The sequence below is a fragment of the Prosthecobacter sp. GW821-HT29F12 genome, assembly GCF_058803405.1.
The window spans coordinates 3,967,990-3,979,810 of sequence record NZ_CM179517.1 but is presented as its reverse complement, the minus strand read 5'-3'; the positions used below and the strand labels follow the sequence as shown (position 1 = coordinate 3,979,810).

The 11,821-nt window shown below is 58.5% G+C and carries 18 protein-coding genes and 3 tRNA genes; 7 read left to right on the top strand and 14 right to left on the bottom strand.

The genetic code is table 11. From position 1 onward, the window contains the following. Positions 1-55: 55 nt before the first annotated feature. The 4 genes from AC3RLQ_RS16435 to AC3RLQ_RS16420 form a co-directional block, all read right to left on the bottom strand. A complete protein-coding gene (locus AC3RLQ_RS16435) occupies positions 56-211 on the bottom strand; it encodes a hypothetical protein (protein ID WP_493029768.1) in 156 nt (51 codons plus the stop codon). A 13-nt stretch (positions 212-224) separates the two neighbouring features. Continuing rightward, positions 225-443 carry a YidH family protein gene (locus AC3RLQ_RS16430; RefSeq protein ID WP_422323231.1) on the bottom strand — a complete coding sequence of 73 codons (219 nt, stop codon included), beginning with the start codon at positions 441-443 and terminating at the stop codon, positions 225-227. A gap of 15 nt (positions 444-458) precedes the next feature. Then, positions 459-608, bottom strand: a complete 150-nt coding sequence (locus tag AC3RLQ_RS16425) for a lmo0937 family membrane protein (protein ID WP_422323229.1) — start codon at positions 606-608, stop codon at positions 459-461. Between the two features lie 81 nt (positions 609-689). Beyond that, a complete protein-coding gene (locus tag AC3RLQ_RS16420) occupies positions 690-1,451 on the bottom strand; it encodes a BON domain-containing protein (protein ID WP_493029767.1) in 762 nt (253 codons plus the stop codon). Between the two features lie 102 nt (positions 1,452-1,553). Here AC3RLQ_RS16420 and AC3RLQ_RS16415 point away from each other — a divergent pair, with 102 nt between their 5' ends. After that, positions 1,554-2,351 (top strand): transglutaminase-like domain-containing protein, encoded by a 798-nt coding sequence (locus tag AC3RLQ_RS16415; protein WP_493029766.1) that lies wholly within the window; start codon positions 1,554-1,556, stop codon positions 2,349-2,351. Between the two features lie 65 nt (positions 2,352-2,416). On the opposite strand, the gene AC3RLQ_RS16410 is transcribed toward AC3RLQ_RS16415, so the two are convergent. The 4 genes from AC3RLQ_RS16410 to AC3RLQ_RS16395 form a co-directional block, all read right to left on the bottom strand. Then, positions 2,417-2,620 carry a CsbD family protein gene (locus AC3RLQ_RS16410; protein ID WP_422323223.1) on the bottom strand — a complete coding sequence of 68 codons (204 nt, stop codon included), beginning with the start codon at positions 2,618-2,620 and terminating at the stop codon, positions 2,417-2,419. Positions 2,621-2,762: 142 nt separating this feature from the next. After that, entirely contained in the window at positions 2,763-3,332 is a 570-nt protein-coding gene (locus tag AC3RLQ_RS16405; RefSeq protein ID WP_493029765.1) for a peptidoglycan-binding protein, read from the bottom strand. Between the two features lie 19 nt (positions 3,333-3,351). After that, on the bottom strand, positions 3,352-3,693 hold the full coding sequence (locus tag AC3RLQ_RS16400) for a hypothetical protein (RefSeq protein ID WP_493029764.1): 342 nt from the start codon (positions 3,691-3,693) through the stop codon (positions 3,352-3,354). Next, positions 3,690-3,959, bottom strand: a complete 270-nt coding sequence (locus AC3RLQ_RS16395) for a hypothetical protein (RefSeq protein ID WP_493029763.1) — start codon at positions 3,957-3,959, stop codon at positions 3,690-3,692. Before AC3RLQ_RS16395 ends, AC3RLQ_RS16400 begins: the two co-directional genes overlap by 4 nt. Before the next feature lie 171 nt (positions 3,960-4,130). On the opposite strand from AC3RLQ_RS16395, the gene AC3RLQ_RS16390 reads away from it, so the two are divergent. The 4 genes from AC3RLQ_RS16390 to AC3RLQ_RS16375 all read left to right on the top strand — a co-directional run bounded on the left by AC3RLQ_RS16390 (position 4,131) and on the right by AC3RLQ_RS16375 (position 6,406). After that, positions 4,131-4,793, top strand: coding sequence for an OmpA family protein (locus AC3RLQ_RS16390; protein WP_493029762.1), 663 nt, complete (start codon positions 4,131-4,133; stop codon positions 4,791-4,793). A 129-nt stretch (positions 4,794-4,922) separates the two neighbouring features. Next, complete coding sequence (locus AC3RLQ_RS16385; RefSeq protein ID WP_493029761.1) at positions 4,923-5,141, top strand: YMGG-like glycine zipper-containing protein; 219 nt, start codon at positions 4,923-4,925, stop codon at positions 5,139-5,141. Between the two features lie 27 nt (positions 5,142-5,168). Next, positions 5,169-5,393, top strand: coding sequence for a hypothetical protein (locus AC3RLQ_RS16380; protein WP_493029760.1), 225 nt, complete (start codon positions 5,169-5,171; stop codon positions 5,391-5,393). A 113-nt stretch (positions 5,394-5,506) separates the two neighbouring features. Beyond that, entirely contained in the window at positions 5,507-6,406 is a 900-nt protein-coding gene (locus AC3RLQ_RS16375) for an alpha/beta hydrolase fold domain-containing protein (protein ID WP_493029759.1), read from the top strand. Positions 6,407-6,477: 71 nt separating this feature from the next. Here AC3RLQ_RS16375 and AC3RLQ_RS16370 read toward each other — a convergent pair whose 3' ends face one another. The 5 genes from AC3RLQ_RS16370 to AC3RLQ_RS16350 form a co-directional block, all read right to left on the bottom strand. Continuing rightward, entirely contained in the window at positions 6,478-7,524 is a 1,047-nt protein-coding gene (locus tag AC3RLQ_RS16370; RefSeq protein ID WP_493029758.1) for a BON domain-containing protein, read from the bottom strand. A 204-nt stretch (positions 7,525-7,728) separates the two neighbouring features. Further along, on the bottom strand, positions 7,729-8,592 hold the full coding sequence (locus AC3RLQ_RS16365; RefSeq protein ID WP_493029757.1) for a YihY/virulence factor BrkB family protein: 864 nt from the start codon (positions 8,590-8,592) through the stop codon (positions 7,729-7,731). A 7-nt stretch (positions 8,593-8,599) separates the two neighbouring features. Further along, positions 8,600-9,745, bottom strand: a complete 1,146-nt coding sequence (locus AC3RLQ_RS16360; protein ID WP_493029756.1) for an AI-2E family transporter — start codon at positions 9,743-9,745, stop codon at positions 8,600-8,602. Between the two features lie 182 nt (positions 9,746-9,927). Continuing rightward, positions 9,928-10,003, bottom strand: a tRNA-Arg gene (locus tag AC3RLQ_RS16355). Positions 10,004-10,057: 54 nt separating this feature from the next. Further along, a complete protein-coding gene (locus AC3RLQ_RS16350; protein ID WP_493029755.1) occupies positions 10,058-10,801 on the bottom strand; it encodes an HAD family hydrolase in 744 nt (247 codons plus the stop codon). A gap of 121 nt (positions 10,802-10,922) precedes the next feature. Between AC3RLQ_RS16350 and ndk the strand changes: the two genes are divergently transcribed. Continuing rightward, positions 10,923-11,348, top strand: coding sequence for a nucleoside-diphosphate kinase (gene ndk / locus AC3RLQ_RS16345; RefSeq protein ID WP_397380930.1), 426 nt, complete (start codon positions 10,923-10,925; stop codon positions 11,346-11,348). Between the two features lie 47 nt (positions 11,349-11,395). Then, positions 11,396-11,480 (top strand) — tRNA-Leu (locus AC3RLQ_RS16340). Positions 11,481-11,630: 150 nt separating this feature from the next. Here AC3RLQ_RS16340 and AC3RLQ_RS16335 read toward each other — a convergent pair. Next, positions 11,631-11,717, bottom strand: a tRNA-Ser gene (locus tag AC3RLQ_RS16335). Positions 11,718-11,821 lie beyond the last annotated feature (104 nt).

The following is an 11,821-nucleotide window of genomic DNA, read 5'->3' as shown; positions in this document are numbered from 1 at the left end:
CAGACAGCCTGGGCTGCTGATAAGCAACCCGGCTTTGTATAAATTAGGCTGGGTATCACCGGCCGATCAGAATCAAGACACCTGCAACGAGTGCCGTGATGGGCACCAGAACGTTGAGCTGTCCGAGGTTGAAGCCGAAGACACCGCTGAGTCCGACAAGGAGGAGATAGATGGCAAGCGCGAGCATGCCGTAGCTTTTGGTGATGGTCATGGTCGTTGGGGGTTCAGCTTTTGCGGCCTTGCATCAGCAGCACGACGCCACCAATGAGGGCGACGGCTCCGACGATGGGAGGCAGAGGAATGGTGTGCTGCTTTTCCGCCGTCACCTGAATGGGGCCGAGGTCGATGGCCTTCTCCGTGGTGGTGTAGGTGAAGCTTTGGTAAGCGAAGGCAGCAACGCCGAGAATGATGAGCAGAATGCCGAAGATGGCGGGTGTTTTCATAAAATGGACAGTGACTTAGAGGACGCGGCGGCCTTGGATGAGGCGCAGGAGGATGAAGATGACGGCGATCACGAGCAGAATGTGAATGAAGCCGCCGATGGTGGTGCTGGTCACGAGACCGAGCAGCCAGAGGACGATGAGAATGATGGCGAGGGTTGTAAGCATGAGATGGGTGTCTTTCCTTGTGGATGGAGAATCTGCCGGGCAGAGCGTTTGCGTGCTGTCCGACCGCGATTCAGCGTGGGTTTAGTTTTTTGCGGCACCAGTTTCGACGACCATGTTGTTGACGACGCTTTTCACGCCGTGGATGTCGGTGACGAGCTTGGTAACGAGATCTATTTCAGCGGTGTTTTTGGCGAATCCGCCCACCATGACAACGCCATCTGTGGTGGCGACGAGGGTTCTGAAGGCGCTGGTGGAACGGTGCGTGAGCAGGGCCATGCGCACCTGGGCGTTGATGGAGGCGTCATCAATAATCTCGGCAAGAGTGGGGCCCGCAGGCTTGCCAGTTACAGTCATCTCATTTTTCACTTCTTTGACGCCTTCCACATCCTGGGCGTATTCGGTGGTCAGGTCTTTCTGCGCCTGGCTGGCGGCGTCGCCAGTGAGTGTCACCACCCCCTCTTTCAACTCCACCTTCGTGTTGTAGGAGCTGACGCTGCGATGAAAGGCGAGCGCGCTTTTCACTTTCAAGTAGAGCCAGGTGTCGGAACTGGCCGGCGGGCTTTCTTTGATTTCAATCTGGTTGGCCACGCTCTTGACGCCCGGCAGACCTGTCACGGTTTCCTGGGCGAGCTGCTTGTGCGAATCGTCATGGACGATGCCGGTCAAGGTCACCACACCCTCTTTGGACTCAGTCTTGATCGCGTCATCCTTGAGAAAGTTTTTGAAGACGTAGGAGTTTTTGGCGGCGGCTTCAATCTGGGAGTCCATCTCGGAAGCGGTCAGCGGTGCACAAGCAAACAGCGCAAAGCAAAGTGCCAACGCACGAGGAACGAAAGGTTTCATAGAATGAGTGTTAAGGCATATGCTGCATGAGTGCGATGGGGTATAACCCTGCCCAGGCTGTGATTCAGGTTGCTCATTGGCCATGCCGAACGAAGTGGCAGCATGATTCTCGATGCCACCTGCAAGCTAGACTACCAGCTCATGGCAGAGGTGCCGGCCATTTTCATGCTGCGTCCGCGCAGCGGCTGGGCGCAGTGGATCATGCGCGAGGAGTTTCAAATCTCCCCACAAGTGCCGGTGGTCGAGTTCACGGATGTGTATGGCAATCTCTGCCAGAGAACCGTCATGCCTCCGGGGGATTTCCATGTCTCCGTGCAGTATCGCGTCCAGGTCGCGGACCGGGTGGATGAAGATATTTATGCGCCGCTGATGCTGGTGCAAAACCTCCCGCCGGACATTCTGCACTACCTGCTGCCCAGCCGTTATTGCCAGTCTGATGAGCTGCCGGCGCAGGCCACGTCCATCATTGGCAATCTGCCGCCGAATTACCAATGCGTTGCCGCGATCCGCACCTGGGTGCACCAGAACATCCACTATGAATACGGGTCCAGCAACAGCTTCACCACGGCGCTGGAAACCTTGAACACACGGCGGGGCGTCTGCCGTGACTTCGCGCATCTGGGCATCGCTTTGTGCCGTGCCATCAATGTGCCTGCGCGCATGGTGGTGGGTTTTTTGCACCAGCTTTCTCCGATGGATCTGCATGCCTGGTTCGAGGCCTACATCGGTGGCCGCTGGTTTACGTTTGACGCCACGGAAAGCATGACGCGTGGCAACCGCATCGTCGTCGCCTACGGCCGCGATGCCGCCGATGTGGCCCTGGCCACGATGTTTGGCAATTTCACGATGCAGAACATGCAGGTCACCGTCACCGAGCACCGTTCGTCATTTCAGTCATAAAAAAGCGTTGCTGCCGACCGGTCTGGTCTGGCAGCAACGCCACTGGTTCAGGCTGATGGGGAAAATTAAGCGGAAAGAGCGGCGCGGTATTCCTTGATGGCTGCTTCCACTGCCTCACGGCTCTGGCCGGTGCGTTTCTGAATGCGGCCCAGCAGTTCATCCTGCTTACCTTCAACGAACTGGAGGTCGTCATCGGTGAGCGTCGCCCATTTCTGTTTGAGGCTGCCTTTGATGATGTTCCAGTCGCCTTTGATTTCGAGTGTTGTCATAGGAGTGAACCTACGGCGCCGGGGTTGCGGCAGCCATGGGGTGTAACCCTACTGCAAGGCATCGAGGCAAAAACAAAGCGGCCTGACTTGCGTCAGGCCGCCTGCGTGAATGCATGTGCAGTGCGCGGTTCAGCGCGGCGTGTTATTGCAGACCCAGCGCGCGCAGCAGAACGGCGTTGATGAGTCCGGTGGTTTGCTGGCCTTGCGACTGCTGGTAGTTGCTGATGGCGCGCATCGACTGCGGCCCCATGCGACCATCAAGGGAGCCTTGATAATAACCCAAGCGGGAGAGCGCCTGCTGAACCCGATAGTCATCGGAGTTCATGCGGTAGGCGTCCTGATTGCGGAACTGCTGTGGAATGGCGCCCTGACTGGGGTAGTAGCTGACGCCTGGACGCTCATAGTAATAAGGCATGTTTGGCGGGCCGTAGTAATAGCCTGGGCCTGCATGACCGTTGCCTTTGTTCAGTTTGAACTTCGTGCTTGGATGCGCGTGATACGCCTGCTGGTCATGATCGTTGTGGGGATTGCCGTGGGGCTGCTCACGACCGTGCTCACCATGGCCGCCATTGCCATGTTGCTGGCCTTTGCCGTTGTTTCCTTTGCCGCCCTTGTCTTTGGCCTGGGTGGCGGGGGCAAGTGAAAGCAGGCCGAAGGCAGTGAGTGCGGCGGCTCCGAGCATGGGTTTGAAATTCATGGAAGTTGTTTTCATGGGGTGTGTGCGAAAGGATTTAATGGAACAGATTTTTGAACTTGCTGCTGAGCTTGCCGAATGAGCGGTCGAGATGGAGGTCATCAATGCTGTCCACTCCTCTGCCTACAGCCTGTGTGCCTTGCTGAGCCAGGCTGGAAAGGCGCTGCTGGATGTCCTCCAGCAAGTGCACCGCACGACTTCTCGGCGGAGGAGGGGGAGTCAGCGCGCGTGCGATGAGGACGGCGGCAATGCCGAGGCCCGCTGCCAGCAGAATGGTGCTGCCCGGGTGCTGGCGCGCGCAGTTTTCAAGCTGGGTGGCGGACTTGGTCATTGCAGAAGGGATGTGAATGTCGGCAGGAATATCAGTGGGGGTGTTCATGAGTGGTCTTTAGGGGAAGTGTTCTTGCAGCAGAGTTCCATGGCTTTGGTGACACCCAGTGACAGCAACACGGGCCGCACGAGCATGGCCCCGACGACGGCTGCTGTGCCAGCGACCCAGCGGGTGGGGAGCATGTTGATAAGTAGCCCCGCACCGACGGCGGCTGCCACGGCCTGGCCGGGTTCTCGCTGTGCAAAGTTCTTGAGGTCAGCCAGTGAGCGCCGGAGGCAGGACTCAGCGGGCTGGAAGGGTTGTTCGTGGTTCATGGACGCAGAGTAGATTGTCCTCTCTTCTGCCACCATGGGGTGTAACCCCACCTTGCGGCAGCGAGTCGGGTTTCACCCCATGGTGAAAGAGCGTGCGTCCGCCGAGACATGAGGTTGTTAATCGAAACCAAGTCCACGTCTAAAAATCCTATGAAAAATTCATTGTTCCTAATGTCCGCCCTTTGCCTCGTGCAGTTTCCCCTGCATGCCCAGGTCACCGTTGTCTCTCCTCCTGCCATACCGGCAGGTGTCGTGGTGGTTGCCCCGTCCACTGTTCTGGTGCGTCCGCTGGACGCCACCGTCATCAGCCGCCAGCTTTCCACGGCACCGAAGGTGGTGATCGTTACGCAGACACCGCAGCCCAGTGTGCAGACCACCAAGACGACCACCGTCGTTGAAACACCAGGCCAGCCACGCCGGGTGTACAATTCAGAACGCAATGTGGTGATCGTGGAAGAGCAGGGACAAAGCCGCGAAATGCCCTTTGTCACGCTCCCTGTGCTCTTTGAGAAGGGCACGGCCAAGCTGCTGGATGAAGAATCGAAAGTCGCGCTCCAGCAGGTCGCGGATGTGATTCTTGCCGTCAGCAAGACGGAGCCCGGCTCCGTCTATGACATCGAAGGTCACACGAGCACCGATGGCACGAACGAAGACAACATGGCGCTTTCAGCCGCCCGTGCCAAGAGCGTGTATGATGTGCTCACCCAAGCCTACGGCATTCCTGCCAGCTCTCTCAGCGCCCATGGTTATGGCGAAATGTTCCCCATGTTTCCCCAGGGCAATGAAGAGCAAATGCAGCAGGACCGCCGCGTGTTGGTGGTGCGTACGAAATAAAGCTCGTCGAGCAAATTCGCACTGACACCCTTGATCCCGCGCCGTGCTTGGCGCGGGATTTTTTTGGTCTATTTCGGAGTCGGGTTTCACCCCATGGCGAAGTGAGGCGTGCACGGTTAACTTTTATCCATGAAAACAATCTACTTCGCCATTCTACTCTCGTCCGCATCCCTGGTCTCCTGCACCAACGGACCCAACGCCCGCAACGGCACTGCCATCGGCGCCCTGGGTGGTGCTGCGGTCGGTGGTATTGCCACACGTAGCATTGGCGGAGCCGCTGTAGGTGCCGGTGTCGGCGCACTGGCAGGGAACTACATCGGTGGCCGCCGTGATCGTCGCTACTACTAAGCTGTCCACCTTCGCCGCCTCACCCTCATGAGCTACCACGCCAGCATTCATCATCTCACCACCGGACGATTCCTCATGGAATGTCTGGTGGAAGGCCACGATTTGCGCGAAGCGGAAAACGAGGCCATTGCCAAAGCGGCGCTCAAATCGCGGGCGCTGCCGCGTGAGATGGACGTGCGGCATCTGCACCAGTGCATGGAGCGGCGGAATCCTGCCGCAGCTGGCGGCGAGCAGCATGCCCTTCATGCTTGAGTCGTTCTTGTGAAAGGTACTGTCATCGTGCTGCAGTCTAATTTCAGGATGATCTGGCAGACACCGCAATACAGACATGGCTGACAAGTTGCAGCATGCGTATATGTCATGCCATGCTCACACGCGCTCCTGATCCTCAGCAGGTTTCAGCCATCGGAAAAAACGCCGCAGGTATTGGCTGGCTGTACTGTCTCACCGCCGTCCTTCTTTTGGCGGGCTGCTCCACCTACAGGCCGACGCGTCCGGGTGAAAAAATTTACCGCGATGTTCTGTTTGCGACGCCCGGCGGGAACAAGCTGCGCATGGATCTGTATGTGCCCCAAACGGCCAAGTCCGCGCCGGTGGTCCTGTGGATGTTTGGCGGATGCTGGAGGTTTGGCAGCAAGGGCTATCACGTTATCATGCGGGATCTTACCAGTGCAGGCATCGCGGTGGCTTCCATTCAATACCGCATGAGCAACCGCGCAGTGTATCCAGCACAGCTGGAGGACTGCCGCGCCGCTGCGCAATGGCTGCGGGATAACGGCGCACGTTATGGAATCGACGCCAAGCGCATGGGAGCGAGCGGGGAGTCATCGGGCGGGCAGCTGGCAGCCCTGCTCGCCGCCACCGAGGGGAAGTCGCGAATTCAGGGAGTGTGCACGCTGTATCCAGTGACCGATCTGATTGAATTGGGGAGCCTGTATGAGAAACACAGCGTTGGGCGAAAACTGATTGAGAAACTGCTCGGAGGGTCGATTGAGAAAAAAATCGATCTGGCTGCTGATGCGAGTCCAGTTTACCACATCAGCCGCTCACTGCCGCCGTTCCTCATCATCCATGGACAACGTGACAGGATCATTCCAGTGGAGCATAGCGAGTGGTTCTTCCGTACCCTTGAAGGAGCCGGGGTCGAAGCCCAGCTCATCGTGGTGCCTGACAAAGGGCATTGGTTTCGGCTGAACAATGAGCAGTTCGCTGAAGTCTCGAGATTTTTCCAAGTGCACCTGGTCAAGGTGGACACCGAGCACTGAGCCTAAAAACGAAGCCGGTGTTCCCATAGAGAACACCGGCAAAATATGAGAGATGAGATGTCTGAGACTGCTTATCGCGCAGCGCGGACTGGCCTGACTTCGAGCTGATTGCTCACATTTTCAGGCCTGCCTGCCTTCATGGCGATCTCGCCGATTCTACGTCGGTCTGCGTCAGAGTTCACATGGCCCCGCAGCGTGGTCTGTGCATTGAGCGTGATGACCTCCACGTTTTTGGCATTGGTTGAGAGGCGTGGGTCAGCCTGGATGCGCTGGTTGATCAGGCTGGTTTTTTGCACGTCACGGAAACTGGCCCCCTGCTTCATCGCGGTGGCTTTGCTGTCAATGCTCGCCTGGGCATTCTGCCTGGAGTTGGGCGCGTGATCAGCCTGCGCCTTGCGATTGACGAATGATTCCTCCCGGAAAGACTGGCGGCTGCTGCCGACCCACTGCAAATGGGGTTCGCCTTTGAGCGTCTTGAGGTTCTCACTCAAAACAAGACCGTTGTGCCTGGTATTGTACCGCAGTGCTCTGGCCTGCAGGATGTAGGTGCCATTGTCACCCATGGCCTGCGTGTCATCCACCACGTGGAGGATCTGCCCTTTAGGCAGGTCCAGCTGCAGACCACTCACCTGACCCAGATACTGCCCTTGGGGGCTTTTGATCGGCATGCCGAGGATGCGGTCAGTCCTTTCGACATGGCCTAGATGAAGGATCTCGGAGTTTTTGCTGCCCGCCTGCCCGTCTAGATAAAACCAGGGTTGCATGCCATGGTGGCGGATGACGGCTGCCACACGTGCCTTGTCGGAGTAGGCGGCCGTGTTGGAAGTTTTGAACGGGGGTGTAGCATCAAAGCGTTCCTTGCTCATATCCAGCCGCATCACCTGCTGGGTTTCATCCAGCTTGAACGCGCGGGGCGGTGCGGAGGTGAGTTTTCCACCGAGACCGAAGAAGCCGCCTGAAGCGATGACCACCTCAACGAGGCGGGCATTTTCCAAATCGGCGGTGATGAACTTGATCCGACCCAGCATTTCATTCTGGTAGTTCCAGACCTGGCGGCCTGCGAGTTCGGTGAAGCTTTGCTGAGGGTGAAGGTTTTGTGGGCGAGGGGTTGATGGCATGTCCAGCGCTCGCAGGCTTCCGCACGAGAACGCCAGGGCGATGATGATAAAAGTGAATGTGAATTTCATAAGTGTCTGTTTCTAACCCGGCTGGCTCTTGATGCAGATGAGCCGGTTCGTTTCCTCGTTGGTCGAGAAGGCACACTAGTCCGCGCCGGCCTGTGCCTGCCATGGGGTATAACCCGTAGGGGTCCAAATGGAGAATCAGAGGGCGGCGGTCAGTTTGTCATCATCTCGATGCGAGCCATGGGTCAGTGCATAGACACGTGTGAATGCCGCCCCAAAGAACAGGATCTGCGCAGAGTAGTACACCCAGACCAGGATGATGATGAGAGAGCCGGCCGCTCCGTATCTGGAGGCAAACGCGCTGCGCCCAAAGTAGAAGCCGAGGAGGAATCTGCCCAGCTCAAACAGCACCGCGGCAATCAAGGCTCCGATCCAGACATCCTTCCACGTGATGGACACATCGGGCACCAGACGAAAAATCAGCGCAAAGAGCAGGGCGACGACCAGCAACGAGATCACATCATTGCCCCAGGCCCAAGGGCCGTCCAAAGCCGGAAACCGCGCATGCAGGCGGCCGCCTGCCACCGCGACGGCTGCGGAAGAGAGCAGGGACACCAGCATGAGAAAGCCCATGACAAACACCATGCCGAAGGAAAAGACGCGCTCCTTTACCAGCGTGAAAACGGGGTGGCGTTTTGAGGACACGCCCCAGATCTGATTCAACGAATCCTGCAGTTCTCCAAACACACCCGAGGCACCGACGAGCAGAATCACAAAGCCTGTCAGAGTTTCAAAGAGACCGGTGCTGGTCGCGGCTGTCTCGCGCAGAATTAGCTCCATCATCTCCGCGCCTTGATTGCCGACGAAGTTTCTGAACTGGCTGACAATTTCAGCGCGCGCTGAATTGCGCTCCACCACGAGACTGAGCAAAGACAGCACGATGATGGAGAGAGGCGCCAGTGAGAAGACGGTGTAGAAAGAAAGGGCTGCGCCCATTTTGGGCACGCGGTGGGCGTCCCACTGACGGAACGTCTCACGCAGCATGACAAGAGCCGTTTTCATGGGCTGTTTACGCTTTGTCACCAAACGCCTGGTCTTTCTGCAGTTCATGTTTTTCTGAAACGCCGTCCCGCAGGAAGGGTTTCAGCCAGATGCGTTCGATGGCCGCGTAGGAGGCCAGGATCGGCAGTGCGGCCAGAGCGCCCGGAATGCCTGCCAGAAGAACACCTGCAAGGAGCCCCAGCAGCACGGTAAGGGTGGACACTCGAAGGTGCTTTCCATAAACTTTGGGCACGATGTAATAAGTCTCGAGCGCATGAAACAGCAGATACAAGCCCACGACGATCAATGACGTTCTGGGAGACACGCTCAGAGCCAGCAGAAATGCAGGCACCGTGGCGATGATGAAGCCCAGGATAGGCAGGACATCCAGCAAGCCGGCCAGCAGCGCCAGCATCAGGGCGCCCGGCACCTTGAGCACGGCCAGCACGATAAAGGCATACACCGTGACGAGCAAGGAGGTGATGAACTGCCCGGTGACATAACCAAAGATAACCTCGGAGATTTCTCCCGATGTGAGGCGCAGCTTGGCACGCTTCAGAGGAGAGAAGAAGGCCAGCAGCCATTCATAGGTCTTGCTGCCATCAACCACCAGATACAGCGCGATCACCAGGATCAGCACCACTTCTGAAATACCGCTGAGCGCGATGCCTCCTGCGGACCAGAAACTGCCCAGCCAGTCGGAGGCCTCGGACCAGTTCGCGCTGCCCACGAGGTGAGTGATGTTGAGACGCATGGCAGTGCTGAGGGGCAGCTGTTTGAAGGCATCATCGTACAACTGCGGAAGAGTGTGGCTGAAGGTGGTCGCCCTGTCGAGCAGCGTGGGAACAATGAGCGCCAGGCTGAAAATCATTAACGTCAACAAGCCGCCGATGACCAGCAACAGGCTGGCCCAGTGCTGCATGCCTTTGCCGTCCAGCCAATCCACGAACGCATGCAATGTCACGGCGAGAAACAGCGCGAGGAACACCAGCAGCAGCAGAGGCCACAGCACGTAGATGGCATAGGCGGTCAGTGCTGCAGCAAACACCTTGATGAAGGTGACCCAGGGAATGTGCAGCTCCACGCGCTGAGTCACATCCTCGAAGGGGACGGGCGGCATGGCGACCTGCTCTGGGAATGCCGCAGGGGTTTGAGTGACGTCGTCTGCGGGCATAGTGGGGGAGTTTTAAAAGAGCGATGACGGGCAGGGGATGAAGGTGCCTGGACTGCCGCATCAGCTGGTTGCGGGTGGATTGCAGGATGGATGACATTGCTCGCAGCCTCAAACTCGACTACCAGCCCTGCATCCGCCATGGGGTGTAAACCCACCCTCTTTTCATGCGGCCTCTTCCAGCATGGTGCACCCGGCAGGGATCGAACCTGCGACCAGCCGATTAGAAATCGGCTGCTCTATCCACTGAGCTACGGGTGCCTCGCCAAACCGGCGCGATCATAAGTCTATCTGCGGCTTGAGCAAGGGCGCGCTTCATTCGGGATGCAAACCGAACATCTGCAGCACCACGCGGAGCATGTCTCCGAGCTTGTTGTCGTAGGGGCGCTCGGGGTGCAGGATGGCCCAGCCGCGCTGCCTGCCGATGGCGGCGAGTTTGCGGGAGGGGTGGACGAGCACGCCGTAGCCGGCGTATTCGAGCAGGGGGAGATCGGCGGCGCTGTCAGAGTAGCTCCAGCTGTGAGCGCGCTCTTGGTCGGTGAGTTCGGTCAGGCCGGGCACGACCTCCTCCATGGCGGCGATCTTGGCCGCGTGCTTGTTGTTCCCGGTCACGAGCCGGGGCATGCCGGGAAATTTGGCACCGACCTCAAAACGCGTGGCGATGCAGTGATCAAACCCGAGGGCGCGGGCGATTTCGTGCGCGTAGAAGTCGGGGCTGGCGGTGTTCAGCACCAGCACGCGGTGCTGGTGCTTGTGGCGGAGGATTTCGGCGCGAAGAGATGGGTAGGCCCACTTGGGCACGCAGATTTCGGCAAACTCCCGTGCGTACCTCGCCAGACGCTCGCGAGGCATGCCGCGCAGGTAGCTCAAAAAGGCGCGCTTGGCGGTGGCGGTGCTGGCCAGGCCACAGGCGCGAGCCAGTGCGACTGGCACGAACAATCCATGCAGCAGCACACGCCAGGGTTCGCGGTGCAGCACGAAGTTGCAGAAGAGCGCCTGCGTGTCGAACGGCAGCAGCGTGTGATCAAGATCAAAGAAAGCGTAGGAGCGTGCAGGCATGACGCAGAGAGTGAGGCGGCGCAGAGCCTAGCGCCGCGTTTCGATCTGGCAAAACATTCCCAGCCTTGACGGATGCAGCGGCGGACGGCAGTGTACGCACCCTTTTTCCCCCAAGACCCTCATGGCCCAAGAAACCACCCTCATCCTGCTCAAACCCGACTGCGTCGCACGCGGCATCAATGGCGAAGTCCTCAAGCGTCTCGAAGACGAGGGTTTCCGCGTCCGTGGCTGCAAGATGATCCAGCTCACCGATGAACTGCTCAAGGAGCACTACTCGCACATCGCGGACAAGCCTTTCTTCCCGGACGTGGCCAGCTTCATGAAGAGCAAGCCCGTGATTGCCGTGGCCATCAGCGGTGAGAACATCATCTCCCATGTGCGCGACCTCCTGGGCCCGACGGATTCCAAGATCGCCCCCAAAGGCACCATCCGTGGTGACTTCGGCACGGACAAGATGACCAACGTCGTCCACGCCTCCGACTCCCCAGAAGCCGCCGCAGTCGAACTGAAGCGCTTTTTCAAGGACGGCGAGATTTTCAGCTATTGAGACGGCGCACATTGCCGCTACACTGCGCGGCGCAGGCATTCCCCCACGCCGCTGTGGTGAAATGGTAAACACAGCAGACTTAAAATCTGCTGGGAGGTAACTCCCTTGCCGGTTCGAGTCCGGCCAGCGGCACTCTGCCTCATGGCGGAGTGAGTCGGGCGCAGGGAGTCCGAAAGTGGAATAAGGTGTGGGCTGGCTGACAACAGTGGCCCGTCCTTCGCTTTTGAGCTGCGGGGGCATTTGTTGCTTTGTGCGATGTACCCAGTCGCTCAGATTTTCGCGCGGAGAGGGTGGGATTCGAACCCACGGTGGGGATAAACCCACGCCAGTTTTCAAGACTGGAGCCATAAACCACTCGACCACCTCTCCTGGTGCTGCGTTGCGGAACGCGAACAGTAGGCAATGTGAGGCAATCTGCCAAGAGGAAGTTTGCATGAGCTGCAAGTCAGGATTGATCCCCGACGAGGGGGCAT

Bases quoted from the DNA above. Each gene is read 5' to 3' on its own strand.
- AC3RLQ_RS16395 (WP_493029763.1), bottom strand. From the start codon at position 3,959: ATGAACCACGAACAACCCTTCCAGCCCGCTGAGTCCTGCCTCCGGCGC.
- AC3RLQ_RS16375 (WP_493029759.1), top strand. From the start codon at position 5,507: ATGCTCACACGCGCTCCTGATCCTCAGCAGGTTTCAGCCATCGGAAAA.
- AC3RLQ_RS16385 (WP_493029761.1), top strand. From the start codon at position 4,923: ATGAAAACAATCTACTTCGCCATTCTACTCTCGTCCGCATCCCTGGTC.
- AC3RLQ_RS16400 (WP_493029764.1), bottom strand. From the start codon at position 3,693: ATGAACACCCCCACTGATATTCCTGCCGACATTCACATCCCTTCTGCA.
- AC3RLQ_RS16430 (WP_422323231.1), bottom strand. From the start codon at position 443: ATGAAAACACCCGCCATCTTCGGCATTCTGCTCATCATTCTCGGCGTT.
- AC3RLQ_RS16410 (WP_422323223.1), bottom strand. From the start codon at position 2,620: ATGACAACACTCGAAATCAAAGGCGACTGGAACATCATCAAAGGCAGC.
- AC3RLQ_RS16425 (WP_422323229.1), bottom strand. From the start codon at position 608: ATGCTTACAACCCTCGCCATCATTCTCATCGTCCTCTGGCTGCTCGGT.
- AC3RLQ_RS16420 (WP_493029767.1), bottom strand. From the start codon at position 1,451: ATGAAACCTTTCGTTCCTCGTGCGTTGGCACTTTGCTTTGCGCTGTTT.
- ndk (WP_397380930.1), top strand. From the start codon at position 10,923: ATGGCCCAAGAAACCACCCTCATCCTGCTCAAACCCGACTGCGTCGCA.
- AC3RLQ_RS16370 (WP_493029758.1), bottom strand. From the start codon at position 7,524: ATGCCATCAACCCCTCGCCCACAAAACCTTCACCCTCAGCAAAGCTTC.
- AC3RLQ_RS16415 (WP_493029766.1), top strand. From the start codon at position 1,554: ATGATTCTCGATGCCACCTGCAAGCTAGACTACCAGCTCATGGCAGAG.
- AC3RLQ_RS16350 (WP_493029755.1), bottom strand. From the start codon at position 10,801: ATGCCTGCACGCTCCTACGCTTTCTTTGATCTTGATCACACGCTGCTG.
- AC3RLQ_RS16435 (WP_493029768.1), bottom strand. From the start codon at position 211: ATGACCATCACCAAAAGCTACGGCATGCTCGCGCTTGCCATCTATCTC.
- AC3RLQ_RS16380 (WP_493029760.1), top strand. From the start codon at position 5,169: ATGAGCTACCACGCCAGCATTCATCATCTCACCACCGGACGATTCCTC.
- AC3RLQ_RS16360 (WP_493029756.1), bottom strand. From the start codon at position 9,745: ATGCCCGCAGACGACGTCACTCAAACCCCTGCGGCATTCCCAGAGCAG.
- AC3RLQ_RS16365 (WP_493029757.1), bottom strand. From the start codon at position 8,592: ATGAAAACGGCTCTTGTCATGCTGCGTGAGACGTTCCGTCAGTGGGAC.
- AC3RLQ_RS16390 (WP_493029762.1), top strand. From the start codon at position 4,131: ATGTCCGCCCTTTGCCTCGTGCAGTTTCCCCTGCATGCCCAGGTCACC.
- AC3RLQ_RS16405 (WP_493029765.1), bottom strand. From the start codon at position 3,332: ATGAAAACAACTTCCATGAATTTCAAACCCATGCTCGGAGCCGCCGCA.